General features: G+C 60.9%; 22 protein-coding genes and 2 pseudogenes. 14 read left to right on the top strand and 10 right to left on the bottom strand.

Translation table 11 applies throughout. The features are described from left to right. Positions 1–97 precede the first annotated feature (97 nt). A complete protein-coding gene (locus tag CYD26_RS23200; RefSeq protein ID WP_102053779.1) occupies positions 98–424 on the top strand; it encodes a DUF5064 family protein in 327 nt (108 codons plus the stop codon). Between the two features lie 65 nt (positions 425–489). Here the strand turns inward: CYD26_RS23200 and CYD26_RS23205 are convergent, their stop codons facing one another. From CYD26_RS23205 to CYD26_RS23210, 3 genes and pseudogenes are all read right to left on the bottom strand, one after another. Next, a complete protein-coding gene (locus CYD26_RS23205; RefSeq protein WP_102053780.1) occupies positions 490–2,109 on the bottom strand; it encodes a mechanosensitive ion channel family protein in 1,620 nt (539 codons plus the stop codon). Positions 2,110–2,381: 272 nt separating this feature from the next. Next, the gene (locus tag CYD26_RS25050; protein ID WP_145991817.1) at positions 2,382–2,585 is read right to left on the bottom strand and encodes a hypothetical protein; all 204 of its coding nucleotides are present in this window, start codon (positions 2,583–2,585) and stop codon (positions 2,382–2,384) included. 96 nt (positions 2,586–2,681) lie between these two features. Next, positions 2,682–2,789 (bottom strand): annotated as a pseudogene (locus tag CYD26_RS23210) (IS5/IS1182 family transposase); the annotation flags it as partial. A gap of 273 nt (positions 2,790–3,062) precedes the next feature. On the opposite strand from CYD26_RS23210, the gene CYD26_RS23215 reads away from it, so the two are divergent. After that, positions 3,063–4,070: an aldo/keto reductase gene (locus CYD26_RS23215; RefSeq protein ID WP_065758353.1), complete on the top strand. Its 1,008-nt coding sequence runs from the start codon at positions 3,063–3,065 to the stop codon at positions 4,068–4,070. Here CYD26_RS23215 and nahK read toward each other — a convergent pair. The 3 genes and pseudogenes from nahK to CYD26_RS23230 form a co-directional block, all read right to left on the bottom strand. After that, positions 4,048–6,684, bottom strand: coding sequence for a hybrid sensor histidine kinase/response regulator NahK/ErcS' (nahK, locus tag CYD26_RS23220; RefSeq protein ID WP_102053781.1), 2,637 nt, complete (start codon positions 6,682–6,684; stop codon positions 4,048–4,050). The genes CYD26_RS23215 and nahK overlap by 23 nt on opposite strands. Then, a pseudogene (gene nosP, locus CYD26_RS23225) lies at positions 6,632–7,777 on the bottom strand (nitric oxide-sensing protein NosP); the annotation flags it as partial. The pseudogene nosP and the gene nahK, both read right to left, overlap by 53 nt. A 154-nt stretch (positions 7,778–7,931) precedes the next feature. Beyond that, the gene (locus CYD26_RS23230; RefSeq protein ID WP_099774913.1) at positions 7,932–9,113 is read right to left on the bottom strand and encodes a porin; all 1,182 of its coding nucleotides are present in this window, start codon (positions 9,111–9,113) and stop codon (positions 7,932–7,934) included. 338 nt (positions 9,114–9,451) lie between these two features. Here CYD26_RS23230 and CYD26_RS23235 point away from each other — a divergent pair, with 338 nt between their 5' ends. Together CYD26_RS23235 and CYD26_RS23240 are read left to right on the top strand one after the other, a co-directional pair. Continuing rightward, on the top strand, positions 9,452–10,531 hold the full coding sequence (locus CYD26_RS23235; RefSeq protein ID WP_102053782.1) for an enoyl-CoA hydratase/isomerase family protein: 1,080 nt from the start codon (positions 9,452–9,454) through the stop codon (positions 10,529–10,531). A gap of 16 nt (positions 10,532–10,547) precedes the next feature. Then, positions 10,548–11,699 (top strand): acyl-CoA dehydrogenase family protein, encoded by a 1,152-nt coding sequence (locus tag CYD26_RS23240; protein WP_065758349.1) that lies wholly within the window; start codon positions 10,548–10,550, stop codon positions 11,697–11,699. A gap of 76 nt (positions 11,700–11,775) precedes the next feature. Here the strand turns inward: CYD26_RS23240 and CYD26_RS23245 are convergent, their stop codons facing one another. Genes CYD26_RS23245 through pedF form a run of 3 tightly spaced genes read right to left on the bottom strand, consistent with a single transcriptional unit; the run spans position 11,776 to position 13,908 of the window. Continuing rightward, positions 11,776–12,702, bottom strand: coding sequence for a quinoprotein relay system zinc metallohydrolase 1 (locus CYD26_RS23245; RefSeq protein ID WP_102053783.1), 927 nt, complete (start codon positions 12,700–12,702; stop codon positions 11,776–11,778). 9 nt (positions 12,703–12,711) lie between these two features. Further along, on the bottom strand, positions 12,712–13,467 hold the full coding sequence (locus CYD26_RS23250) for a quinoprotein dehydrogenase-associated SoxYZ-like carrier (RefSeq protein ID WP_102053784.1): 756 nt from the start codon (positions 13,465–13,467) through the stop codon (positions 12,712–12,714). Between the two features lie 3 nt (positions 13,468–13,470). Beyond that, positions 13,471–13,908 carry a cytochrome c-550 PedF gene (gene pedF, locus CYD26_RS23255; protein WP_099774919.1) on the bottom strand — a complete coding sequence of 146 codons (438 nt, stop codon included), beginning with the start codon at positions 13,906–13,908 and terminating at the stop codon, positions 13,471–13,473. A 266-nt stretch (positions 13,909–14,174) separates the two neighbouring features. Here pedF and exaA point away from each other — a divergent pair, with 266 nt between their 5' ends. Together exaA and CYD26_RS23265 are read left to right on the top strand one after the other, a co-directional pair. Next, positions 14,175–16,046, top strand: a complete 1,872-nt coding sequence (gene exaA / locus CYD26_RS23260; protein ID WP_065758345.1) for a quinoprotein ethanol dehydrogenase — start codon at positions 14,175–14,177, stop codon at positions 16,044–16,046. A gap of 116 nt (positions 16,047–16,162) precedes the next feature. Beyond that, complete coding sequence (locus CYD26_RS23265) at positions 16,163–16,816, top strand: pentapeptide repeat-containing protein (RefSeq protein WP_099774921.1); 654 nt, start codon at positions 16,163–16,165, stop codon at positions 16,814–16,816. Here CYD26_RS23265 and CYD26_RS23270 read toward each other — a convergent pair. Beyond that, positions 16,813–17,454, bottom strand: a complete 642-nt coding sequence (locus CYD26_RS23270; protein ID WP_099774923.1) for a response regulator transcription factor — start codon at positions 17,452–17,454, stop codon at positions 16,813–16,815. The two genes, CYD26_RS23265 and CYD26_RS23270, sit on opposite strands and share 4 nt — an antisense overlap. 166 nt (positions 17,455–17,620) lie before the next feature. Between CYD26_RS23270 and CYD26_RS23275 the strand changes: the two genes are divergently transcribed. The 8 genes from CYD26_RS23275 (at position 17,621) to CYD26_RS23310 (ending at position 26,348) form a co-directional block, all read left to right on the top strand. Further along, a complete protein-coding gene (locus tag CYD26_RS23275; protein WP_102053785.1) occupies positions 17,621–18,166 on the top strand; it encodes a PQQ-dependent catabolism-associated CXXCW motif protein in 546 nt (181 codons plus the stop codon). A gap of 44 nt (positions 18,167–18,210) precedes the next feature. Next, complete coding sequence (locus tag CYD26_RS23280) at positions 18,211–18,876, top strand: response regulator transcription factor (RefSeq protein ID WP_099774927.1); 666 nt, start codon at positions 18,211–18,213, stop codon at positions 18,874–18,876. Positions 18,877–19,425: 549 nt separating this feature from the next. Beyond that, positions 19,426–20,532, top strand: a complete 1,107-nt coding sequence (locus CYD26_RS23285) for a 3-deoxy-7-phosphoheptulonate synthase (protein WP_102053786.1) — start codon at positions 19,426–19,428, stop codon at positions 20,530–20,532. A 33-nt stretch (positions 20,533–20,565) separates the two neighbouring features. Next, a complete protein-coding gene (locus CYD26_RS23290) occupies positions 20,566–20,847 on the top strand; it encodes a peptidylprolyl isomerase (RefSeq protein ID WP_065758339.1) in 282 nt (93 codons plus the stop codon). 145 nt (positions 20,848–20,992) lie between these two features. Then, positions 20,993–22,849 (top strand): extracellular solute-binding protein, encoded by a 1,857-nt coding sequence (locus CYD26_RS23295; RefSeq protein ID WP_102053787.1) that lies wholly within the window; start codon positions 20,993–20,995, stop codon positions 22,847–22,849. Next, positions 22,846–23,904, top strand: coding sequence for a microcin C ABC transporter permease YejB (locus CYD26_RS23300; protein ID WP_102053788.1), 1,059 nt, complete (start codon positions 22,846–22,848; stop codon positions 23,902–23,904). The genes CYD26_RS23295 and CYD26_RS23300 overlap by 4 nt, the downstream gene beginning before the upstream one ends. Beyond that, the gene (locus CYD26_RS23305) at positions 23,904–24,926 is read left to right on the top strand and encodes an ABC transporter permease (protein WP_102053789.1); all 1,023 of its coding nucleotides are present in this window, start codon (positions 23,904–23,906) and stop codon (positions 24,924–24,926) included. Before CYD26_RS23300 ends, CYD26_RS23305 begins: the two co-directional genes overlap by 1 nt. Positions 24,927–24,965: 39 nt before the next feature. Then, the gene (locus tag CYD26_RS23310; RefSeq protein WP_102053790.1) at positions 24,966–26,348 is read left to right on the top strand and encodes a sigma-54-dependent Fis family transcriptional regulator; all 1,383 of its coding nucleotides are present in this window, start codon (positions 24,966–24,968) and stop codon (positions 26,346–26,348) included. The last annotated feature ends 313 nt before the right edge of the window (positions 26,349–26,661 follow it).

Genomic DNA, 26,661 nt, shown 5'->3' on the forward strand with positions numbered 1-26,661 from the left:
AGGGTCTGTTTTTCGGCCGACTTGGATTTTTTGAACCTCAAGCAGCGAGGGCCTCAAAAATCGGTGGGTACTTCAGACCTTCCCTAACAACCCGAATATCCCTGGCGTTCCAACGTTCGACATTGAGGTGTTCTATGAGGTCCGTCAGGTTCCCCAAGAAGGCATGCTGATGCACTTCACGATGTCCGGGGAGGTCAATGGTCGTGCTTTTTCCGAAGAGTTCGACATGCACCGAGATACCGCGCACAACTTTGCCAGCCTGATTGCCAAGCATGCGGTCAAAAATGGCGTACCACCCAATGCCAGCCCAATCATGCGCAATCACAGCGAATACGACGCGATGTTCAAGGATATTCGCGACAAACTGGGTATCAAGCCAGGGGATCCGATCAACCTGGATAACCTGGACAAAGACGGTCTCTGAGCCCTGCCCTAGTCGGTTGATCTACCTGGCACCCACAGCGCAAGTCGCCCCCTGAAGCAGCGAGCCTAAGGTGCCCGGTGATCACCGTCCGGATCGGCGGGCGGACTGTACCATTTGTCTCTGGGCACCCACTTCGCCTCGGGCGGGTCGCCCAGATAGTGCGGCGACATGATCTGCACGCCGTACTCATTGAACACGTCCTGGATATTGGCATGCAGCAGGGTCAACAACTCCGCACGCGGACGGGGTTGGCTCGGAATGGCTTGCGCCACTAACCGGTACTCGGGGTAGAAGTCCGACAGCGCCGTCTGGAACACCTGCGGTGGAGGCTGTTCGAGTACGCCCGTGGTACGCCGAGCAGCTTCCAACAACATCGCTTCCACCTGCCGCCAAGGCGTGTCGTAGCCAATGGTGACAGTGGTGTCGACGACATAACCAGCTCCTTGCACGGTGCGCGAGTAATTCTTGGTCACCGCATTGGTGATCATCGAATTGGGCAGGGTCAGCACTTCTCCAAGCCCGGTACGAATGCGAGTCGTAAACATCCCAAGCTCCGTCACGGTGCCTTCATGCTCACCGATACGCACAAACTCGCCTGGGCGCAATGTACGCGTGTAGGTCAGTATCAACCCGGCCGCCGCCTGCCCGACCACACTGCTGGCGCCCAGCGAGATCATCAGGCCGATCAGTACCGACAGGCCCTTGAAGGCTTCCGTATGAGCGCCCGGCAGGTACGGGTAGGCCATTGCCAGAGCAAACAGCCAGATGGCCAGCGAGGTCAGGCGCGTGGTGGGTTGCAGGGTTTCTTCGTTGAGCCAACCGAAAACACCCGCCATGGCGATACGCCGCAGCACGCTTTTGCTAAAGCCACTGAAGCCCCGAGCAATGAGGAAAATCGCCAGCACAACACCCAGCCGAGGCACAGCGTCGATCATGCTCTCGAACAATGACTGGGCAACGCTGAGCAAGTAGTTGTTCAGGCTCTCACCCCAAGGGCGCGTATACGGAAAGCGTGAAAGCACAAAGCCCAACCACTGGTACGTGAGCAACACCACCAGCACCCAACGCACGAACCACAAGACACGGCTAATCAAGGGGTACAGGTAACTGGCGTCGATCAGCGGCATCTGGCCAATCTTCAACGACAGCGCATGCCGTTTCATCAATGCCGGCAGTACCGCAAGCAACCTGCGGCGAATGAAAAAGATCAACCACAACAGACCAAACAGCAGCAGAGAGGCCAGCGCAGAGGCCAGCGCAGCCCGGAGCATTTGCTGCACACTTCGCGCTTCCCGGGTTTCAGCAACGACCAGACGCAAATTCTCCGCAGCACCCTGTGCCGCTTGCATCACCGACTCGAACTGCAGTTCATCAACGTCCTTGGGAGAGATGATGAAAGCCCGCCTGGGCCCTATCAGCACCAGATAGCTGTTCAACATCGGATCAACGCTGACCTCAAGCGAGTCTGCGCTGTCGAGTGCCTCATTGATTACTGCCGTGGCGTGCTTCACCCGCAGTTCCGGCACTTCGCCAAGCAACGATGCCCGAAAGACCGTAATCGTGCGGTTGGCGATCTTCAACTCAGCGCTGGGCGGTGGCTCTGTTGGCGCGTCGGCGGCAACACCCAAGGCTGGCATCAGCCAGCAGCACCACAAAAGTATCCCTACCAGCGCCCGACTACGCATACGCTCTCAGCCCCCTCGACACAGACGACCACCGCAGATGGTGTTTTCGCCAGTGTAGTCGCTGTTGCCAGAGGGGCAGCGGGAGCTATTCCCGAGAGCGGAGTTCAGGTCGACCTTTCCGGGTAGACGCAGGTAACGGCCGAACATGACGGTTCATATAAAGCCTTGCTTTTTGGTGGAGTTATGCCGCCAACATGCAGGACAAATGACGTACAGTCTTCAGGATGAATTCGTTGAGTTATGCACCAGCATGCGAAAAACAGGGCCGTTAACTACCACAGATTACGCAACCTTGGAACATAAAAACGTAAGCTGCAGGCAGCAATAATAAGAAAAACAACTCCAACAACACCCCAATAGTAATGACCCTCAATCGGAACTATTGCCGTCACGCCCCACACAACGAACAACGCATAAAACATCGATGAACCAATAATGGCCAAATACAAACCAAAAATAGAAAAATCAATACGCATGACTTATGGAGCCTCATGAATACAAATTATAAAAATCAATATACCCTGCGTTCATAGGCGATATGGAGCACACGACACAAGAGGCCGAGAACCTGTCGCTTCTACCATGGCCGGGGTGCTCAGCGAAAACCCGTCTTGCAGCAGGTGGATGTGCCGCATGGTTTCCAATGGATAAGGCTTACGGCCGCCACCCGCCTTTGGATGGAGCCCTCACAATGAGATAGCTTTGGAACTATCGGTTCTCCGGCCCGCAACGAAAAGCCCCGCAGACGTTGATCTGCGGGGCTTTCAAACAATAGAGGCCGAGGTCGAACCGGCGTAGAAGGATTTGCAATTCGACAGGACGATGATCAACACGCCGAACTGCGTCATCTGCCGCACACGACGTGTCTTTCTGGGGCCTGCAAGCAATGCTTTTAATCCCTCACAGATCTGTGTAAAACAGATGGGATCCAAAACGCACAGGGGGTTTCAATCATGATCTACCGTCCATTGGGCCAAAGCGGCCTGCAAGTGTCCGCGCTGACCCTGGGCAGCATGATGTTCGGCGAACAGACCAGCGCCGAAGACTCGCTGCGTATCATCGACAAGGCCTGGGACCAGGGCATCAACTTCATCGATACCGCTGACGTCTACAACGGCGGCCGCTCCGAAGAAATTGTCGGCGAAGCCATCGCCCGCCATCGTCAGGATTGGGTGCTGGCCTCCAAGGTGGGCTTCGGCCCCGTGGATGGCGTTCCCAACCGCAGCGGGCTGAGCCGCAAGCATATTTTCAATGCCATCGAAGCCAGCCTGACACGCCTGGGCACAGACTATCTGGACATCTACTACCTGCACCGCGAAGACCATGGCACCCCGCTGGAGGTCACCGTATCCGCCATCGGCGACCTGCTGCGCCAGGGCAAGATCCGCCATTGGGGTGTGTCGAATTTTCGCGGCTGGCGCATTGCCGAGATCGTCAACCTGGCCGAGCGCATGGGTGTTGCAAAACCCGTGGTCAGTCAGCCGTTGTACAACATCGTCAACCGTCAGGCCGAACCTGAGCAGTTCACCGCCGCCGCCCATCATGGCTTGGGCATCGTCCCCTTCAGCCCACTGGCCCGTGGCGTCCTCAGCGGCAAGTACGCGCCCAATGCCACCCCTGACGCCAACAGCCGGGCCGGACGCCAGGACAAACGTATCCTGGAAACGGAATGGCGAGCCGAGTCGCTGGAAATCGCCCAGAAGATCCACGCCTACACCGAAACCAAAGGCGTTGGCATGGTCGAGTTCGCCATTGCCTGGGTGCTCAACAATCGACTGATCAGTTCAGCCATCGTTGGCCCGCGCACCGAGGCCCAATGGGACACCTACAGCGGCGCCCTGTCGGTCGAGATCAACGCCGAAGACGAAGCCTTCATCGACGCGCTGGTGACCCCGGGCCATGCCTCAACCCATGGCTACAACGATGTCAGCCACTTCGTCAGCGGACGTCTGCCGCGCTAAGTACCGGGCCCAGAAGGTGGCTGATGGCAGCCTTGAGCTTCATCGGCCGCACCGGTTTGTTCAGCAAGCTGTGCCCCAAGGCCCGCACTTGCTGCTTGAGTTCGTTGCTGTAGTTGGCGGTGATCATCAAGGCGGGCAAGGGTGTCGCCCGCCGGGCGTTGATCGCCGCCACGGCGTCAACACCATTGCGGTCGTTATCCAGGTGGTAATCGGCAATCAACAGGTCGGCACCGGCATGGTCGGTGGCCACTTGGCGAGCCAGGTCTGCTTCGCTCAGCGCGGTCACCACTTCGCACCCCCATTGTTCAAGCAAGGTGCGCATCCCCGCGCAGATCGCCGCGTCATTGTCCAACACCCAGATGCGCGCGCCCTGCAGGCGTTCCACAAACGGCTCCAGCGGTGGCGCTACGATGCGACTGCGAGGCCCGCGCTTGCTGCGCGGCACTTCAATGGAGAACACAGAGCCTTTGCCCGGGGTCGAGCGTACCGCGATCCGGTGCCCAAGAATGCCGGCGATTTTTTCCACGATGGCCAACCCCAGCCCCAAACCGCGATCCTGATCCGGGCGCTGAACATCACCGCGCTTGAACTCCTGGAAGATCTCTCCGCGCTTGTCGGCAGCAATACCGATACCGGTATCCCAAACCTCAATCAACAACCGCTTACCGCGCCGACGACAGCCCAGCAACACACGGCCTCGGGGGGTATAGCGGATGGCGTTGCTGAGCAGGTTGCGCAGGATGCGCGCCAACAGCTGGATGTCACTGCGCACTTTCAGGCTGCACGGTACGTAATCCAACCGTAAACCTTCAGTGTCGGCAATGTGGGCATATTCCGCCGCAAGGTTATCGAGCAGGTCACTCAGCGCGAAAGGCGCGACATCGGCCTTGATCACCCCGGCATCGAGCTTGGAAATATCAACCAGGGTACCGAGCAGGTTCTCCACATCATCCAGCGAGTTGCTGACATTGCGCACCAGCGCCGGGCTGCTGCTGGGCTGCTCCTGCAACGCGCTGGTAAACAATCGCGCGGCATTGAGCGGCTGCAGCAGGTCATGGCTGACGGCAGCGAGGAACTTGGTCTTGGACAGGTTGGCCCGATCGGCATCCTGCTTGGCCTCCCGCAGCCGCGCCTCGGCCGTGCGTCGTTCCTCGATCTCGCGCAACAGCTGCTGATTGAGGCTTGTGAGCTCAGCGGTGCGTTCGCGCACCCGCACTTCGAGGTGTTGATAGGCCTGGTGCAAGGCCTCTGCAGTACGCCGACGCTCAGTGATGTCGCGAATCAGTACGAAGATACCAACCACTTCACCACTGGCCAACTGATTAGGGACATAGGAGCGCAGCATGTAGCGTTCCTGGCCGTTGACGTTGGTTTCAGCCATCTCAAAGGTCACGCTCTCCCCCGCCAGCGCGCGCTCAACGTAGCTTTCCAGGCGCTGGCAGTGCTCGGGGCTGTGCGCCTCGCGCAGGCTCTGGCCAAGCATCAGGCCGCGTGGCCAGCAATACCACTGCTCGTACACCTTGTTGGTGAACTCGTAGACCAGATCGGCATTGAGGTAGGCAATGAGCGCCGGTACGTGGTCGGTAATCAGGCGAATCCAGCGCTCGCTTTCGCTCAGTGCTTCAGCATGCTGGTAACGCTCGGTAATGTCGGTGAAGGTGTTGACGAACCCACCTGCGGGCAATGGATGAGTACGTATCTCCAACATGCGCCCATCGTACAGGCGCTGCTCCAGCTCACGGATGGCGCGGCCATTGGCATCGCGACTGGAGGGGGTCAGCAAGGCCAATTCGCTGTCGCCGATCACTTCGGCGAAGTCGCGATGGGCGGCAATCGGTGCCAGCCCGCTGAGTTCGAGAAAGCGTCGATTCCACAATTCGAGAACACCGTCGGCACTGACCATCGCCACCCCTTGGGAGAGGTTGTCGACGGCCCGTTGCAACAGCCGCGTTTTCTGTGCGAGCGCCTGTTCACGGCGCTGGGTTTCACTGAGTTTGACCTCGGTGATATCGGTGAACAGCATCACCCGCCCACCGTCACGGGTCGGGCGCTCGCTGACCTGCAGCCAGCGCCCGTTATGCAGGCGGTACACCGCGTGTTCTTCAGCCGAGCCGCGCAACGCCTCGGCGAACAGGCCGGTGCTGTGCATCAGGCGCTTGACCTCAGCCAGGCGCATGCCACTGATGATGCGGATCCGGCTACCGGCCCAAAAGGCCTTGAACCGGCTATTGAACAACACGATACGCAGGTCCTGATCGAACAACACGAACGCGTCCGAGATGCTCTCAATCGCATCGACCAGATGCTGATGGGCCGTCTCGGCGCGCAATCGGGCGTCGCTGAGCAAATGATTGCTGGCCTTGAGTTCAGCCATTGCCTGGTTCAACGCATCGGTACGCTCGCGCACCTGCTCGGCCAGGACGACCGAGTGCTGGAATGCCGCGTAGGAATCGTCAGGACGCGCAGCCCCCGACTCCAGGCGTTCAATCAGCGCCGCATTGATCCTGGCCAGTTTTTGATTGGCCCGCTGGAGCTGGGCAATTTGCTCCGCTGCGCAAATCTCGGGGCCGTCCAATGGCAACACCGGTGAAGGTCTGGTTGATGTGCATGCCATTGAACTGTTCTCCATAGGAGTTGAAGCCAAGCACTCGGCGTTCGCGCAGGAATGTACTGACGGCGACAAAGTCATCGCTGCCTTCAAGCTCCAGGCGACGCAGGAAGCAGTCGCAACCGATGGTCAACAGCAGCGGCCCCAGGCGCTGCTGCAGCCCTTCGAACAACTGCTCCAGGTTGGGTATCAGCGGCCCGGGGTGCATGGCGGTGAGCACGATGCCGTTCTCCACCGCGCAGTAGAAACTCAGGCTCAAGTCATCGTGAACCTGTTGAATGGCCCGTACGTAGAAGCGCTCGTTGAGCCGAACGGCCAGCGGGTGCGCAGCAAAGGTCCGATGATTGATCGCCTCGACCGGCACACCGATCAGTTGTGCATATTCCAATGCCGCAGGTTCGGCATTGAGCTCATACACACGGCGCAGGTTGCGGTCAGCCCGGGTGACAACCAGCTTCTCTGTACGTGGCTGGATGTGATGGGTGGTGAACACCTCGAAATCCAGCCAGGTATTGACCAGCAGCACCACCGCCGCGCCCGTGTGGAAGGCGCCGTCAAAATAGACATGGGTGTGGTGCAAGTAGTTGTCGTCGCCGGCCGAACCACCGAAATGCGGGATATCCCCCAGTGCCGCACTGAGGGCAGCGAGGAACATTTCTTCACGACTGGACAAGCCATCAAGCAAGGTCAGGGCGAAGCTGTGGCCCTTGATCGGCGCCAGGGTGTTGCCCCGACAACCACTGACCAGACGCTCAACCATGTGTTGAGCATCGATCAGGCTGAAATGCTGCATGTGATCGACCAGTTCGGCGGCAATGGAAAACTGCCGATGATCGAAACCCAGCGCCGTGACACACCCGCGACCGTAGCCGTCAGGGGTGATCTCCCCGGCGCTGGTACAACCGGCCAGACGGATCCCGCCAAAGCTTTGCCCCAACGCCTGGGCCAAGGCTGGCAGGTCGTACTCGGCCGAGCAGAAAAACAGCACAAACCCCAAATGCGGGTGCAGCAGTTGCCGAGCCAGGTCCTGCGCCACCTCGTCGGCGGCTGCGGCCCGTGACATGGCGCTGATGACACCTTCGGCCTGAAACTGCTGCATAACGGCCTCCTGGGTGGGGCGATAGCTCATGGCGGCAGTGTACGAGCGGTGCAGCACAGGCCGAATGCTACTTGGGTACTGGGTTGGCGTGTCGTTGGTTGTAGTGCCGTGGGTGTCAGGCGCAGGCCCTGTCAGAAACCAGAGGCATGGGAGCTCACCAGGTCAGCACGGCCCCCACCGCGAAGGTATCGGTGTCTTCGTTCTGGGCATCGCCCTCATGCCCGGTGATCTCGAACTGGTTGTACTCGGCCACCAGCTTGAGGTTGTCGTTGATGTCATGAAACAAGGCGACACCTCGGGTCTCGTAATCCGCCCCGGTATTGACCGCACCGTTGCCATCGTCGTTGGTCTTGCCATAGGACAATGCCACGCGGTTCTTGCCGAACCGGTACGAGCCCTGCATCAGGTAACCCTTGCTGTCCACCTCGCGCAGCGTCGCTTCCCCGGCATTGTTGGTAAAAAACGGATTGATCCCTTTGGCGGTAAAGCCGGAGCCGGTCAGCGAAAAGCTGCCCATTTTGGCCTGCACACCGTAGCCGAGCCCTTTGGAGGTCACCGTATCGACCGTACTGTCGGTGTTCTCCGAAGTCTGGTAGGAGCCGTTGAGCCAACTGTAGATCTGCGCGCCACCAAGGTCGAACTGATAGGTAATCTCGCTCTCGGTACGCGGGGCTTCCTGATAGGCCTTGCCCACATCGCTGTCATCGTTGGTATCAACCGGGTCCATGATCCCCACCGCCACGCGCAGCCCGTCCATCAGCGGCGTGCGGTAGGTAATCTGCGAGGTCGGGAACGGGTATGGATAGCCACTGCCGATGTTGCCGAACGATACCCCGCCACCGTCCACCAGCCCCAGGGTGTCGCTGACCTGGCCATAACCGGCAAGCAACTCGTCGAGCAGGATGTTGGAGCGGGCAAACAGACCGAAGTCCTTGCCGATCAGCACTTCGCCCCACTCGGGGTTGGCCACGGTACCGTAGAACTGCCGGACGTCGATGGCCGTGTCAGTGCCGTTGGTCTCACTGTCGTTGATGGTCACCCAGAACGAAGCACGCCCGCCCAGCTTCAGGTCATCGACCTGACGGGTCATGTTGAAACCCAGGTAGTTGGGCAGAAAGCCCATCTTCACCCGTGACTGGCGCCGATCGTACTGCTCACCCGCACGGTCGACATCGCTGTTGACGTAGAAGGCGTTGATGTAGCCGTCGGTAGCGAAGGTGGTCTGGTCCTTGTCGTACAGCATGATTTCGGCCTCGGCCAAGGGGCTAAGGCCCAGGGCTGCGACGCTGGCGAGCAAGGGCAGGAAACGGGCATTGGCGTTGTTATTGTTGTGCATGGCGCTCTCCGCAAGCAGGGGGACAGGTGTCGGAGGCGATTATCGGAAGCCTGCGCTGGCTGCCCTACACTGCATTGGAGGCAAAGTGCTGCTGCTTTGGCCCGGCGTGACAGGCGGTGGGCCAAGGGCACTAGTACCGCGTACGGCGGTGCCACAACGCTAAAGTGCCAGTACTGTAGGCATAAGGCGTGGTTCGCCATGCAAAAATGCAGATTAGGACTGCAGTTTTGCGGATTGTATTCGGCAAATTTGCACTGCTACGATCCGGCAATCCTTGAAGGCTCATCCACAGCGTGACAATTCATGTGGAAAATCAATAACAAAGCAGGGAGATAGCGATGACCGCGCAAGCCCACCCTCCGGTCTCTGTCGACACGACCCAAGTACTGGCGGAGGTCCGCAACCATATCGGTTACCTGACGCTCAACCGCACCGCCGGCCTCAATGCCATCACACTGGAAATGGTGCGCAGCCTGCACCAGCACCTCAAGGCCTGGAGCAGCGATCCTCAGGTACGTGCTGTCGTCCTGCGTGGAGAAGGCCCGAAGGGCTTCTGCGCCGGTGGTGACATCCGCTCGCTCTACGACAGCTACAAAGCCGGTGACAGCCTGCACAAGGACTTCTTCGTCGAGGAATATGCCCTTGACCTGGCGATCCACCATTACCGCAAACCGATCCTCGCCTTGATGGACGGTTTCACACTGGGCGGCGGCATGGGCCTGGCGCAAGGCGCCGAGTTGCGTATCGTCACCGAACGCAGCCGCCTGGCCATGCCGGAAACCGCCATCGGCTACTTCCCGGATGTCGGCGGCAGCTACTTCCTCTCGCGCATCCCCGGCGAGCTGGGCATTTACCTGGGGGTCAGCGGCGTGCAGGTTCAGGCCGCCGATGCACTCTATTGCGGGCTGGCCGACTGGTACGTCGAGAGCAACCAGCTGGCCGTGCTGGACGAGCGCCTGGACAAGCTGAACTGGAGTGCCAACCCACTCAAGGACCTGCAAGGCGTACTGGCCAAGCTCGGCACACAGGCGCTGGACAATCCGCCAATGGCAGGCCTGCGCCCTGCCATCGACCACTTCTTCGCCCAGCCCGACCTGCCGAGCATCATCGAGCAACTGCGCAGCGTGAGCGTCGCCGATAGCCGCGAGTGGGCCTTGAAAACCGTAGAGATCCTCGAGAGTCGCTCACCGCTGGCCATGGCGGTCACCTTGCAGATGCTTCGTCGGGGTCGCACGCTAAGCCTTGAAGACTGCTTCAAAATGGAACTGCATCTGGACCGGCAATGGTTCGAGCACGGCGACCTGATCGAAGGCGTACGTGCGCTGATCATCGACAAGGACAAACAACCGCGCTGGAACCCGCCGACCCTGGCGGCACTGGAATCCAAACGCGTCGACCAATTCTTCGAAGGCCTCTGAGGGCCGGAGTACGCACATGCAAGACCTGGAACTGACTGAAGAACAGATCATGATCCGCGACATGGCGCGCGACTTCGCCCGAGGCGAAATTGCCCCCCACGCCCAAGCCTGGGAAAAAGCCGGCTGGATCGACGATGGTGTGGTCGCGAAGATGGGCGAACTCGGCCTGCTCGGCATGGTCGTGCCGGAACAATGGGGCGGCAGCTACACCGACTACGTCGCCTACGCCCTGGCGGTTGAAGAGATTTCCGTGGGTGACGGCGCCACAGGCGCGTTGATGAGTATTCACAACTCGGTCGGCTGCGGCCCGCTGCTGGCCTATGGCAGCGCCGAGCAACAACAGACCTGGCTTGAGCCACTGGCCACGGGCAAGGTCATCGGCTGCTTCTGCCTCACCGAACCACAAGCCGGCTCGGAAGCCCACAACCTGCGTACCCGTGCCGAGCTGCAAGGCGATCACTGGGTCATCAACGGTGCCAAGCAGTTCGTCAGCAATGCCCGCCGCGCTGGCCTGGCGATTGTCTTTGCCGTGACCGATCCAGAGTTGGGCAAGAAAGGCCTCTCAGCCTTCCTGGTGCCTACCGACAACGAAGGCTTTGTCGTCGATCGCAGCGAGCACAAGATGGGTATCCGTGCCTCCGACACCTGCGCCGTGACATTGAACAACTGCCGTATTCCTGCAGCCAACCTGCTGGGCGAGCGCGGCAAAGGCCTGGCCATCGCGCTGTCCAACCTTGAAGGCGGGCGTATCGGCATTGCTGCCCAGGCATTGGGCATCGCCCGCGCTGCGTTTGAAGCGGCCCTGACCTACTCCCGCGACCGTATCCAGTTCGGCAAGCCGATCAACGAACACCAGAGCATCGCCAACCTGCTGGCCGACATGCAGTTGCAGATCAACGCTGCACGCTTGCTTATCCTGCACGCCGCGCGCCTGCGCAGCGCTGGCTTGCCGTGCCTGTCGGAAGCCTCCCAGGCCAAGCTGTTCGCCTCGGAAATGGCCGAGCGAGTATGTTCCAAGGCGATTCAGGTGCATGGCGGCTATGGCTACCTGGAAGACTACCCGGTTGAGCGTTACTACCGCGATGCGCGGATTACCCAGATCTATGAAGGCTCCAGCGAAATCCAGCGGATGCTGATTGCGCGGGAATTGAAGCACTACCCGCTCTGACCGCTACAAAAGCCAGCCTCTGCTGTGAGAGGCTGGCTTGCCAGCGCTACAAGCGCAGCGTAATAGCGGCCAAACCTCAGCGATCCACCCGGCGCAACACGTCACGTTCATACTGCGGATACAGATGGCTGACGGTTCGGGTCAGCTCATACTGGGTCAGGCTGATCCCGGCAAAGCGCTCAGGGATCGGCGTTGCCAATACCTCGTTCATCTCAAGCCCTTGCAGGGCGCTGTCGTGCAGCAGCCCATCGAGCCATCCCAGGTAATCCACCATCTGTTCAAAGGGCGCCGAGTCATTGGCCAGCGGACCGTGGCCAGGTACCAGCAGCGTCCAGGGCAAGCCTTTCAACTGCTGCAAGTCCTGCAGCCAGACGTCCAGCCCCGGACTATGCGGTGTGGTCAGCGCGCGTTGATAGAACAACAGATCACCGGCGAACAGCACCCCGGTCTTTTCATCGAATACTGCAAGGTCCGCACCGCTGTGGCCGCTGAGCGCCAACAGACGCAAAGGGTGGCTGCCAAACACCTGCAGGCCGGGCTCAAGCACCTGGTCTGGCAAGCGCACCTGAGTGCCGCGCATCCAGTCACCCACCAGCCGGTACATGTTTTCGGCCAGGGCGTCGCCCTGCTCCTTGAGCCGCACCCCCGTCCCGGCCAGGGCCCCGACAGGCACATCGGCAAACGCCTGGTTACCCAGCGCATGGTCGGGGTGATGGTGGGTCAACAGCACCTGCACGACCGGCTTGTCGGTCACACGGGCGATGGCTTGGCGCAAGGCCTGGCCGTAACGCAGCGACGGCCCCGTGTCGATCACCACGACGCCGGCTTCTGTGACAATAAACGCGCTGTTGACGATGTTTGCACCATTGCTGCGAGAGAAGTTTTCGGTGCTGCCCTCCAGCATCCAGGTGTCGGTGGCGATCTGGCGCGGCATCAGCCGGTAGTCCAGATCGGCAAGGCTCGGCAGGCTGAACGCAGCCAGCAATAGCACTATCAAGCGCATGGGTGGGTCTCACTCCAGGGCAGCATCGAATTGATTGCCGTTGTTGTCGCGCAAGCGTAGCCGTACCGGGCCGGTATCGCGCAGATCGAAAGAAAGGCTGGGGTTCTCACTCACCGCCGGGTACAACACCAGGGTCGCCAACGAGTGGCCGGCGACATCGAACAGTTCAGCCTGCTCGATGAAAAACTCCGGTGTGCCCGCCACCAGGCCATTGTCCATGGGGTGCGCAACGTGCACGCGCAGGCGACTGAACCCCTCTCGCGGGTAGCGGCCACCCAGTACCTGGCCCAGGCGCTGCTCCCAGTCAGGTTGGCTGCGCACCACGCTGGGCGCCGTACAGCCGCCACCCGCCGCATCGATCAGGGTCGAGCCGACATGCCAGACACCGTCTTCGGTCTGCACGGCTGCGCGCAAGGCCGTGGCCTGCTCAATACGGATACGGATCGCCAGCCAAGGCAACACATGAGGCCCCGGTTTAAAGTCGACGATTGTCGGCAAGGGGTTGAGCTCTGCCCAGGCAATAATGCGCGTAACCTTACCCGGCACGTCACGCGCATCGATTTGCAGCGGCACCTGGCGGGCGTCCTCGGCAAATGGCGGGGCAATCACACGCACCCGCGCATCAAAAAGATAGGGGTCGTCCTTGATCCACTGTTTACGGTAGAACTCCCACATCACCGACGGTACCGGGTCCGGCCCTGGCTCAATGGCCTGCACAGGCATACCGAGCATCAGCAGCGCCAGCAGCAACGGCCCGCGGCTCATGGCTCACTCCTCGACGTGCACGCTGTCCAGGTAGCTGCGTACCGCCCAAAGCGCTTCCTGGCTCAGGTAATCTGCCATTTTCGGCATGTACACACGACCGTCGCGCACCGCGCCGTTGCGCACGCGCTCAACAAACCATTCATCACCGTTCACGCCGGCATCGAGCATGCGCAGGTCCGGTGCAATACCACCGGATTTGGCCTCCAGACCGTGGCAGGCGGCGCAGTTCTGGTTATAGGCAGACGCGCCGATCGAAACCGCCTTTTCCTGTTGTTCGGTGTTGCGATAAGGGTTTTCCGTGCGCCATTCGCTGCCCAGTTGCTCCAGACCGTCGGTCTTGACCGCCTGGGGAACGACGTTGCCATGGGCGAAGACTGCGCCCGCACTCAACAGGCTGCCCGTCACAATCAGGCTCAACCAGGCTTTCTTTACTGTTTTCATTGTTCTGCCCTCGACTTCTCTGCACGATGCACGCGAAAACCTCTCGACTGAAAGGTTCTGCCGGGCATCTTAGGAAGGCCGCAGAGGTGCCCCCATGCTGCTTTGGTGGTCGCGCCTTACTCCCTTGGTAGTAGGGCTTGTGGGGCAGTGCCAAATCATATCCGGGGTGGGAAGTTTTCCCGGGGCAGGCGGGAGTTTTTCCGTATCACGCAGCGCAGCAGCGTTCCAGTCTATGCAGGCCAAAACCTCCATTGGGAACACTCACCATGACAATAAGATCGTTACCCGCCGCGCTTTCGCCACTGTCCATCGCCGTGCAGACCGTCCTGCTGGTCGGCAGCCTTGCCCTGGCCCCGGCCGCCCATGCCAAGCCCGTGAGCTGGGAAGACATCGCCAACGACCACACGACCACCGAAAACGTATTGCAGTACGGCATGGGCACCAACGCTCAGCGCTGGAGCCCGCTGGCTCAGGTCAACGACAAGAACGTGTTCAAGCTGACCCCCGCCTGGTCCTATTCGTTTGGCGATGAGAAGCAGCGGGGCCAGGAATCCCAGGCCATCGTCAACGACGGTGTGATCTATGTGACCGGCTCATACTCGCGGGTATTCGCCCTCGACGCCAAGACCGGCAAGCGTCTGTGGACCTACAACCACCGCCTGCCCGACAACATCCGTCCGTGCTGCGACGTGGTCAACCGTGGCGCCGCCATCTACGGCGACAAGATCTACTTCGGCACCCTCGACGCCCGGGTCATCGCACTGAACAAGGACACCGGCAAGGTCGTCTGGAACAAGAAGTTCGGCGACCACAGCGCCGGTTACACCATGACCGGTGCGCCGACCTTCGTCAAAGACCAGAAAAGCGGCAAGGTCCTGATGATTCACGGCAGCTCTGGCGATGAATTTGGCGTGGTCGGCCAACTGTTCGCCCGCGACCCGGACACCGGTGAAGAAGTCTGGATGCGTCCGTTCGTTGAAGGCCATATGGGCCGCCTGAACGGCAAGGACAGCACCCCGACCGGTGACGTCAAGGCGCCGTCCTGGCCGAACGACCCCACCACCGAAACCGGCAAGGTCGAAGCCTGGAGCCATGGCGGCGGCGCCCCATGGCAGAGCGCCAGTTTCGATCCCGAAACCAACACCGTCATCGTCGGTGCCGGCAACCCTGGCCCGTGGAACACCTGGGCACGTACCGCCAAAGACGGCAACCCACACGACTACGACAGCCTCTACACCTCCGGCCAGGTAGGCGTCGACGCCACCACCGGCGAAGTGAAATGGTTCTACCAGCACACCCCGAACGACGCCTGGGACTTCTCCGGCAACAACGAACTGGTGCTGTTTGACTACAAGGACAAGGATGGCAAGCAGTACAAGGCCACCGCCCACGCCGACCGTAACGGTTTCTTCTACGTGGTTGACCGCACCAACGGCAAGCTGAAGAACGCCTTCCCGTTCGCCGACAACATCACCTGGGCCAGCCATATCGACCTCAAGACCGGTCGCCCGGTCGAAAACCCGGGGCAGCGTCCAGCCAAGCCTGAGCCAGGGCAGACGAAGGGCAAGCCGGTCGAAGTCTCGCCGCCGTTCCTGGGTGGCAAGAACTGGAACCCAATGGCCTACAGCCAGGACACCGGGTTGTTCTACGTGCCGTCCAACCAGTGGAAAGAGGAATACTGGACCGAAGAGGTCAACTACAAGAAAGGCTCGGCGTACCTTGGCATGGGCTTCCGTATCAAGCGCATGTACGAAGACCACGTCGGCTCGCTGCGAGCCATGGATCCGACCACCGGCAAGATGGTCTGGGAACACAAAGAGCGCCTGCCGCTCTGGGCCGGTGTGCTGGCCACCAAGGGCAACCTGGTGTTTACCGGTACCGGTGACGGTTTCTTCAAGGCCTTCAACGCCAAGACCGGTGAAGAGCTGTGGAAATTCCAGACCGGTAGCGGCATCGTTTCGCCGCCCATTACCTGGGAGCAAGACGGTGAGCAGTACATCGGCGTAACCGTCGGCTATGGCGGCGCGGTGCCGCTCTGGGGTGGCGACATGGCAGAGCTGACCAAGCCGGTGGCACAGGGTGGTTCGTTCTGGGTGTTCAAGATCCCGGCCTGGGACACCAAGACCGCTCAGCGTTGATGTGAACCTCAGGGGCGCCTCTGGCGCCCATCGCCAGCAATGTCGGCAGCTAGCGCAAAGCGTTTGTAGCTGCCGGCTTGCCAGCGATAGCCCTCTCACTGCCCCAGGAGACTCCCATGAAGTACCTTCCACTGCTGCTCGTCGTGGCCATGAGCCCCGTCTTCGCCGCCAGTAGCGACACCGGCGACGACACGCCGTTGACGATCAACGGCTGCGTCATCCAGCCCGAAAGCCAGTGCCCCGATGCAGACCTGCGCAATGCCGACCTGAGCAATCAGGACCTGCGCAAGATGAACCTGGCGGGCGCGGATCTGCGCGGGGCCAACCTGCGGCACGCCCGCCTCGACCTGGCCAACCTGGAAAAAGCCAACCTGCAAGGCGCCAACCTGACCCGCGCCAGCCTGCAACAAAGCAACCTGCGCCTGGCTGACCTGAGCGGCGCCAACCTGATAGCGGCGCAAGCCTGGGGGGTCTTTGCTCAGGGTGCCAATTTCAACGATGCCAACCTCAGCGCAGCCTACCTGGAGTTTGGTCGACTCTCCGGTGCCAAGCTGCACAAGGCCAACCTGCAAGCTGCGGACCTGGAAATGACCTGGCTGAGTAAAGCCGACCTCAGGGGCGCCAGCCTGGTCGATGCCAACCTGCAAGAAGCCAAGCTGGGTGAGAGCAACCTGGAACAGGCCGACCTGCGCGGTAGTCGCCAGCACTATGCGAATTTTCAGGACAGCAACATGGAGGCCTGCCAAGGCTGCCCGGTTTCGTGGGACTAAGCGGCAATCCGCAGCAGGCCGGCGTCAATCGCCAGGTGCACCAGCTCGGCCTGCGAGCTGACCTGCAGTTTGCTCTTGAGCAAGGTCAGGTAGTTGGAAACGGTCTTGGCGCTGATACACAACTGCTCGGCAATGAGCCGGCTCGGCGTACCTTTAGCCAGCATCAGGAAGATCTCCGTCTCGCGCTGCGTGAGGCCGCGAAGGCGTGCGTCGCCTGCCTGCATATGGTGGGACTGGCAGGCCAGTTGGGTCGCCAAGGACTGTTCGATGTAGGCGTGCCCGGACAGCACCCGACGAACCGCCTCCACCAGTATCTGAGGTTGCACGGCTTTGGACAGGAAGCCGCAGGCGCCGGCATCAAGCGCTTGTCGCACCAGGCTCAATTCGGTGTGTTCGCTGAAAAACAGGATTCGCAACTGCGGTACGCGCTGACGCAGGCGCCGGGTGGTTTCCAGGCCGCTGATACCGGGCAGGTCGAAATCCATGATCAATAACCCTGGCAGTTGCTCCTGCACCCGCTGCAGGGCCTCCTCACCACTGGCCGCCTCGGCAATCGGCAGCTCAGGCAACGCCTCGCGCAAGGTGTGTGCCAGGCCAAGGCGGACCATCGGGTGGTCGTCGACCAGCAAGATCTCCATACAGCCTCCGGCAGTGAGTGGGTTGGTCGTCGCAGGCCTTCATGCTAGAGCTGCCACAACGCGCACAATCTAATACTTTGGTACTGCTTTAGCTGTCGATGGTCGCATTCACAAAGCGTCACGACTGGCCTGTAATGAAGGCATAACAAAAATGAGACTGCCGACCATGTTGCGTGCCATGTCCGCCCTCGTCTGCCTGACGCTATCTGCCGTCGTGGCAGTGCCGGTGCTTGCCGAAACGCCGCTGTTTTCCAGCGATGGCTACCGCATTGCCCTGTATCGAAGCCCCACCCCTGCCCACGCCGAACCGGCGCAAACCCTCGACACCAAACAGTTGCAAAGCCTGCTGCGGGAAACACCGGGGCCTGTGCTGATCGATGTCTACCGCCGCACCTGGTTGCATGGCCAGTTCATCGATAGCGAAGCGCATGCCAACCTGCCCGGTAGCCATTGGCTGGCCAACACCGGAGACGGCGAGTTGAGCGCTGACTGGGCGGCCTACTTCCAGAAACACCTGCACCGCCTGAGCGCTGGCGACCGGCAACGCCCACTGGTGTTCTATTGCCGCTCTGATTGCTGGCTAAGCTGGAACGCGGTCAAACGTGCTGCCAGGCTGGGCTACACCCGGTTGTACTGGTACCGTGACGGCATCGACGCGTGGGAGGCCGCCGGGCTGCCACTGAGCGCTGCAACACCCGAAGTCTTCCCCTGAGTTTCCTGCCTGCGAGCATGACCACAACAATAAGGTGCAAAGCCATGTACAAGATTCTGATCGCCGACGACCACCCGCTGTTTCGCGAGGCCATCCACAATGTGATCAGTGACGGCTTCCCTGGCAGTGAAGTGCTGGAAACCGCCGACCTGGATAGCGCCCTGGCGCTCACTCAGAACGCCGATGACCTCGACTTGATCCTGCTTGATCTGAACATGCCGGGCATGCACGGTCTCGGCGGGCTGATCAACCTGCGTAACGAGGCCCCCACGGTACCTGTGGTCATTGTCTCGGCTGAACAGGACAAGCAAGTGGTCCTGCAGGCAATCACCTATGGCGCGGTGGGCTTCATCACCAAATCCTCACCACGGTCGCAAATGACCGAAGCCATCGAGCAGATCCTGAACGGCAATGTCTACCTGCCGCCTGACATCATCCGCACCCAGAAAAACACCAGCCGGCGTAGCCAGAACGAGCCTCAGGGGTTTGCCCCGGAGCTGCTCCAGGCACTGACCCGCAAGCAACTGCTGGTGCTTGAACGAATGACCAAGGGTGAGTCGAACAAGCAGATCGCCTACAACCTCGATATCGCCGAAACCACGGTCAAGGCCCATGTCTCGGCCATTCTGCGCAAGCTCAACGTGCATAACCGGGTGCAGGCGATTCTCAGTGCCGGTGACATCGACTTTACCGCCTACTTGCGACGCTGAGCGGGCAGGTTTATCGCACTCATGCAAAAAGACTATTGAATCAGCGGGCCGCCCTACAGTAAGCTCGGGGACATCAACTGGAGCCAGACATGTCACTTACCACCCTCACTCAAGCACGTCACACCGGTCGCCTCGCGCAGCCGCTGCTGGCTATTGCCGAGTGCGGTACTTGCGCTCCAGCCAGCTTTTATTTTGGGTATTGGTTTAGCCAACGGCGCCGCTGATACCTACACCGGCGCCCACTTCCAAGGGGACGCCAGGCACAGAGAATACTCAACCCCCGGTCGGCTCCCCGATCGGGGGTTTTGTTTTTGGGCGTCGTACACCACACACATTGAGGAACAGCACATGAACTACAGCACTTATTACCGTTACCCAGGTTGCATCGCGTGGCGATTTAGCCAGTTCCGTTCGGGCCTGCCAGCCGCCGCCGATCGGTCAAACACAGGTGGCAACGACACAGATGATCTTAATCCGGCCCACTGTCGAACACATCGATAGGGCCGGCTGCGCGGGCCAGAACCCGCTCTTCGCCAAGGATTCCCGAATATGCAATCGTCCAGCCTCGCTCTGCCCCTGACTCACCCGCAACCTCAGGTTGCCGCCAATACCGCTGTTAGCCAGCGCCTGCCCAGCAGCCACATGCTCAAGCAGCACCTGCCGCTATCCAATGCGCTCAGCGCACAGGTCGAGCAGCACCGCCAAGCCGTCAAAGCCATCCTCGAAGGCCGCGATCCACGCCTGTTGGTCGTCGTCGGCCCCTGCTCCATCCACGACCCGCAATCTGCACTGGAATACGCCGAGCGCCTGGCCCATCTGGCCGAACGCGTCGATGACCAGATGCTGCTGGTGATGCGCGCCTACATCGAAAAGCCACGCACCACGGTCGGCTGGAAAGGCCTGGTCTATGATCCGCACCTGGATGGCAGCGATGACATGCACGGCGGCTTGAACCTGTCACGGCGCCTGATGCTGGACATGCTTGCGCTGGGCTTGCCGATTGCCACCGAGTTGTTGCAACCCATGGCCGCAGGCTACTTCGACGACCTGCTGAGCTGGGCCGCCATCGGTGCCCGCACGACCGAGTCACAGGTACACCGCGAGATGGTCAGTGGCCTGGCCCTGCCGGTGGGCTTCAAGAATGGCACCGACGGCAGTATCGGGATTGCCTGCGATGCCATTCGCAGCGCTGCTCACGGCCATCGTCATTTCGGCGTCGATGCCCAAGGGCACCCGGCGATCATCGAGACCCTGGGCAATCCGGATACCCATCTGGTATTGCGCGGTGGTCACAAGGGCCCCAACTACGACCGCCAGAGCATTGAGCAGGCCCGCAAAGGGCTGGAAAGCGTCGGCCTGGCGCCGCGTATCATGGTCGACTGCAGCCATGCCAACAGCGGCAAGGACCCGGCCCGCCAACCACAGGTGTTCAACGAGGTGCTGGAGCAGCGCCTGCAGGGTGACCGTGCGCTGGTTGCGGTCATGCTGGAGAGCCATTTGTTCGACGGCTGCCAGGCACTGGGCAAGCAACCACTGCGCTATGGGGTATCGATCACCGACGGCTGCCTGGGCTGGAACAGCACCGAGATGCTGCTCACCAATGCCGCCGACGCACTGCGCGAGAATGCGCGGGAAAAACCCGGCGCGATCCTGTAGGCTCGCCATTTTAACGCCAAGGAGCCCTGTATCATGGCCAAAGCCACTGCCCGTCACATCCTGGTTGCCAGCGAAGCCAAGTGCAACGAACTGAAAGCCGAAATCGAAGCCGGTGCCGACTTCGCTGAAATCGCGAAGAAGCACTCCACCTGCCCGTCCAGCCGCCAAGGCGGCGACCTGGGCAGTTTCGGCCCTGGCCAGATGGTCAAGGAGTTCGACACCGTGGTCTTCAGCGCACCGGTCAATACCGTACAAGGCCCGGTGAAGACCCAGTTCGGTTACCACCTGCTGGAAGTCACCAGCCGCCAGGACTAAACGTCATCGGCATCCAGCGCACGGCCCCTGTGGGTCGTGCGCCTGGCACTGGGCCTGGAAGGATCGCAGTGCGTTGCCCCGCCGTCGTTGCGTACACTGTCAGAACGAACAGACACACACCGCCAAACGATCAGGCCTACCTTCCATGCGGTCAGCATTCTGCTACGTCCTCGCCCTGCTTTTGGTGCCAATCGCCGCATTGGCAGCGCCTTCACATGCACTGACCGTCTACGGTGAAGCCCCCCGCTACGCCGCCGGCTTCCAGCATTTCGCCTACACCAATCCCGATGCCCCGAAAGGTGGGACGATGCGCCGCTCGGCGCTGGAAATCGGCCAGTTCGACCATGTGTTGCCCTACATCGACAAGGGCATCGGCGTCAGCCAGGTAGACGGCTGGCTGTACGCACCCTTGGCGGTGCGCAGCGAAGATGAGCCCTATACCGTCTATGGTTTGGTCGCAGAGCGCATGGAGCGTGGCCCGGATGGCTTATGGTTGCGTTTCTACCTCGACCCGCGCGCGCGCTTTGCCGATGGAACGCCGATTCGCGCTGAAGATGTGAAGTACACCTTCGCGCTGCTAATGCGTGAGGGCAACCTGAAGTACCGCACACAGTTTGCCGATGTTGCCGCGGTCGAAGTGGAGCAGCCAGGCCAGGTGCGCTTCCTCTTCAAGAACAATCAGAACCGGACCCTGCCGCTGGACCTGGCAACCCTGCCCGTGCTGCCTGAACACTGGTGGAAAACCCGCGACTTCGCAGCCGGTGGCGGTTTTGAAGCGCCTTTGGGCAGCGGCCCCTACCGTATTGCACACATCGACAATGGCCGCAGCGTCACCTTCGAGCGCAATCGCGACTGGTGGGGCAAAGACCTGCCGGTCAATCGCGGACGCTACAACTTCGACCAGATCCGCATCGAGTACTTCGGCGATACCGATGTAGCACGGCAGGTGCTGCGCGGCGGCGGCTACGACTACAACCGCGAGTTTTCTGCCACCGGCTACACCTTGGGCTACAACGGCCCGGCACTGGACGACGGTCGCCTGCAGCGCGCACACCTGGCCCGAGAGGCACCACAAAGCGCCCAAGGGTTTGTCTTCAACCTGCAACGGCCCGTGTTCCAGGACCGGCGCGTACGTCAGGCATTGGCCCTGCTCTGGGACTTCGAGTGGAGCAACCGGCAGATGATGCGGAACCTGTACATCCGCCAGAACAGCTACTTTGCCAACACGGCACTGGCGGCAACGAAACCGCCAGATGCAGAAGAGCTGGCCTTGCTCGAACCGTTGCGCGGGCAGATTCCCGATGAAGCCTTCAGCCAGGTGTTCGAGGCGCCGAAAACCGATGGTTCAGGCTTGATCCGCGCCCAGCAACTCCAGGCCCTGGCGCTGCTGAGCGCGGCGGGCTGGCGACCTCAAGGGGACCACTTGGTCAACGCCCAGGGCGAACCCCTGAGTTTCACCTTCCTCAATGCCCAAAACGGCTTTGAGCGCCTGTTGCTGCCGTGGAAGAGAACCCTGGCACAGATCGGCATTACCCTGGACATCCGCCGTATCGACGCCTCGCAGTACATCAACCGCGTGATGGAACGCGACTACGACATGATCGTCACCGGCTACCCCGTATCGCCCTCCCCAGGCCTTGAGCTGTACAACTACTTTGGTTCGGCAGCCGCAGACGACCCAGGTTCAAACAACTACATGGTGCTGCGCGACCCGGCCGTGGACCGTTTGATCGACGGCCTGGTAAAAGCCGCAACCCAGGCGGACATGCTACGCCATGCGCATGCACTGGACCGGGTGCTGCAATGGAACCACTACTGGATTCCCAACTACTATCCACCGGGCTCCTCTACCGTGTGGTGGAACCGTTTCGGCCAGCCGAAGGTGCAGGCCAGCAACGACGAGGCACTGGACACCTGGTGGGAAATCAGCACCACACCACTGACCAACGCACAGATGGCTGAACGGCTTGGCAAGAGCACCGTGGCCGGGAGCAACCCATGACCGGCTATATCCTGCGACGCCTGCTGCTGATCGTGCCGACCCTGCTGATCATCCTGCTGGTGAACTTCGTCATCATCCAGGCGGCACCTGGCGGCCCGGTGGAACAAGCTGTCGCCCGCCTGCAGGGCATCGGTGCTGGCGCCCCGGGTTCCAGCAGCGAAACCCTGCACAGCGGCTCGCGGGCCAGCCGTGGCCTGGACCCCAAGCTACTGGATGACATCAAGCGCCAGTATGGCTTCGACAAATCGGCGCCCGAACGGCTCTGGCTGATGCTGAGCAACTACGCCCGGCTCGACTTCGGCAAGAGCTTCTTTCGCGGCGCAAACGTCACCGACCTGATCCTCGAGAAAATGCCGGTCACACTGTCCTTGGGCTTCTGGGCGACCTTGATTACCTACCTGGTTTCCATCCCCCTGGGCATTCGCAAGGCGGTGCATCATGGCAGTGCCTTTGACGCCTGGAGCAGCACATTGATCGTGATTGGCTATGCCTTGCCGGCCTTTCTCTTCGCCCTGCTGTTGATCGTGTTGTTCGCCGGCGGCACCTCACTGAACTGGTTCCCGGTACGCGGCCTGGTCTCGGAAAACTTTGCCGAGCTGAGCCTGCTGGGCAAAGTGGCCGACTACTTCTGGCACCTGGTATTGCCGGTCGGCGCCTTGGTGATCGGCGGCTTTGCCACCTTGACCCTGCTGACCAAGAACGCCTTTCTCAACGAAATCACCCGCCACTATGTACTCACCGCCCGGGCCAAGGGCCTGAGCCAGCGGCGAGTGCTGTATGGCCATGTGTTCCGTAACGCCATGCTGCTGGTGGTGGCCGGCATTCCGCAGGCACTGATCACGGTATTTTTCGCCGGTTCGCTGTTGATCGAGGTGATTTTCTCCCTCGATGGCCTGGGCCGCATGAGCTACGAAGCCGCCGTATCACGGGATTACCCGGTGGTATTTGGCTCGCTGTTCATCTTCACCCTGTTCGGCCTGCTGATCCGCCTGCTGGGCGACCTGTGCTACACCCTGGTCGACCCGCGCATCGATTTCGCGACGAGGAAAGCATGATGTTCAAGCCCTCACCGCTGGCCCTTCGGCGCTTCCAGCGTTTTCGGCGCAACCGTCGTGGCTGGTGGTCACTCTGGCTGTTCATCGGCCTTTTTACCCTGTGCCTGGGTGCTGAGCTGATCGCCAACGACAAGCCCTTGCTGCTGGGCTACAAAGGCGACCTGTATTTCCCGGCCCTCAAGCGCTACACCGAACAGGATTTTGGCGGGCAGTTGCCCTTTCAGCCCGACTACCGCAGCCAGTACGTGCGCCAATTGATCGAACAACAGGGTGGCTGGATGCTCTTTGCGCCGATCCCCTTCAGCGCCGACACCCCCAACTACGACCTGCTGCAACCTACCCCCAGCCCGCCGTCGACAGACAACTGGCTAGGCACCGACGACCAGGCCCGCGATGTGTTGGCGCGGGTGCTCTACGGCACGCGAGTATCGATCCTCTTTGCCCTGGCGCTGACCGCCGTCAGTACGCTGATTGGCGTTGCCGCTGGCGCACTGCAGGGCTATCACGGTGGTTGGGTCGACCTGATCGGTCAACGCCTGCTGGAAGTCTGGTCAGGCTTGCCGGTGCTGTACCTGCTGATCATTCTCTCTGGTTTCGTCGAACCGAACTTCTGGTGGTTGCTGGGGATCATGGCCCTGTTCTCCTGGCTGGCCCTGGTCGATGTCGTACGTGCCGAATTCCTCCGTGGGCGCAACCTGGAATACGTGTTGGCGGCACGGGCCATGGGCCTGCCTGATCGGCTGGTGATCCTCCGGCATATCCTGCCCAACGCCATGAGTGCCACCCTCACCTACCTGCCATTCATTCTCACCGGGGCCATTTCGACCCTTACCGCCCTCGACTTCCTTGGCTTTGGCATGCCTGCCGGCAGCGCCTCGCTGGGCGAACTGGTGAACCAGGGCAAACAGAACCTGCAGGCACCATGGCTGGGCTTCACCGCCTTCTTCGCCCTGGCGCTGATCCTGTCACTGTTGGTATTCATTGGCGATGCGTTGCGCGAAGCCTTCGATCCTCGGGCCTGAGCGGTGCATAATTCCTGACCCGGCCCCAAGGAGCGGTTCATGCACGACAGCGACAACCTCAAGGACTATCAGCGGGTACGCTTACTGGCGATTCGCTCGCTGTTCGAAATCATCGAGCAATCCAGCGAAGGCACGGTGATCGTTGACCGCGATGCACGCATCGTCTGGATGAACGAGCGCTATGCCCGCCGCTTCGGCCTGGAGGATGCCAGCAGCGCCATCGGCCAACCGTGCGAAGCGGTAATCCCCGGCACCCTGATGCGTGAAGTGGTCAGCAACGGGCGCCCCATACTGCTCGACATGCTCGACACCCCCAAAGAACCGCTGGTGGTGATGCGCCTGCCCATTCAGGATGCCAAAGGCGGCGTGATCGGCGCCATTGGCTTCGCCTTGTTTGATGAGCTGCGCAGCCTCTCGCCATTGCTCAAACGCTATTCGAGCATGCAGCAGGAACTGGCCTCTACCCGCTCGCTGCTGCAGGCGCGCCAGGCCAAGTACAGCTTCGCCCAGTTCATTGGCACCAGCGCGGCAACCCTCGAGATCAAACGCCGTGCCCGACGCGGTGCCGGCAGCGACTCACCGGTGCTGCTGCTCGGCGAAACCGGCACCGGCAAGGAACTCCTGGCCCATGCCATTCACGCGGCCTCACCGCGTACGCACAAGGCGTTTGTCAGCATCAACAGCGCGGCCATCCCGGAAGCCTTGCTGGAAGCCGAGTTCTTCGGCACGGCGCCAGGCGCCTTTACCGGTGCAGACCGCAAGGGCCGCCCCGGCAAACTGCAGATCGCCCAGGGCGGCACCTTGTTCCTCGACGAAATTGGCGACATGCCGTTGCCGCTACAGAGCAAGTTGCTACGTGTACTGCAAGAGAAAGAGTACGAACCCGTTGGCTCCAACCAGGTGATGCGCAGTGACGTACGGATCATCGCGGCCACGTCGACAAACCTGGAGGCTGCCATGGCCAATGGCAGCTTCCGTGCCGACCTGTATTACCGGCTCAATGTCTTGCCGATCAATGTGCCACCGCTGCGCGCACGGCTGGAAGATCTGCCGGCCCTGAGCGAGGCGATTCTGGAAGACCTGGGTAGCCAGCATGAGCTGGATGGCGAGGCCCAGGCACTGCTGCTCCGGCATGCCTGGCCGGGCAACATACGTGAACTGCGCAACGTACTGGAGCGAGCGACCTTGCTGGCCGATCATCCACGACTCGGCGCGAGCGACATCCAGGCCGCCTTGGGCACCTTGGCGCCGCTGGCGCAACAAGCGCCACGAAAAACCTACAAACAGGCCTGCGAAGATTTCGAGCGGCAGTTACTGACCGATACGTTAGCGCAGTGCGCAGGCAACGTGCCAGAAGCCGCCAGGCAACTGGGCCTTGGCCGTTCGACCCTGTACAAGAAAATGGTTGCGCTGGGGTTGTGATCGTCGCCGGCCTTGCGCGCAGCGCTTGTCTCCATAAAGAGAAACACCGTCTCTTTATAGAGACAGAGGCTATACAGCGCTAATCCGGCTGATTTCCAGCGACACAGCGCACTCAGGCCAATCATTTGTCTCTGTTCAGAGAAAATAGCGCCTCGCATTGCGCTCAAAAACAATAAAATCCTTATATTTCAATGCTTTGTAAAACTGGCACGAATCCCGCTATCTCCGTCGCATCAATCGAGTAGGAGGCGGATTCACACCCGCCGTCCTCTCACACCACCGTGCGTACGGTTCCGTACACGGCGGTTCAGGT

The organism is Pseudomonas sp. FFUP_PS_473, from assembly GCF_002858665.1.
Lineage (GTDB): Bacteria > Pseudomonadota > Gammaproteobacteria > Pseudomonadales > Pseudomonadaceae > Aquipseudomonas > Aquipseudomonas defluvii.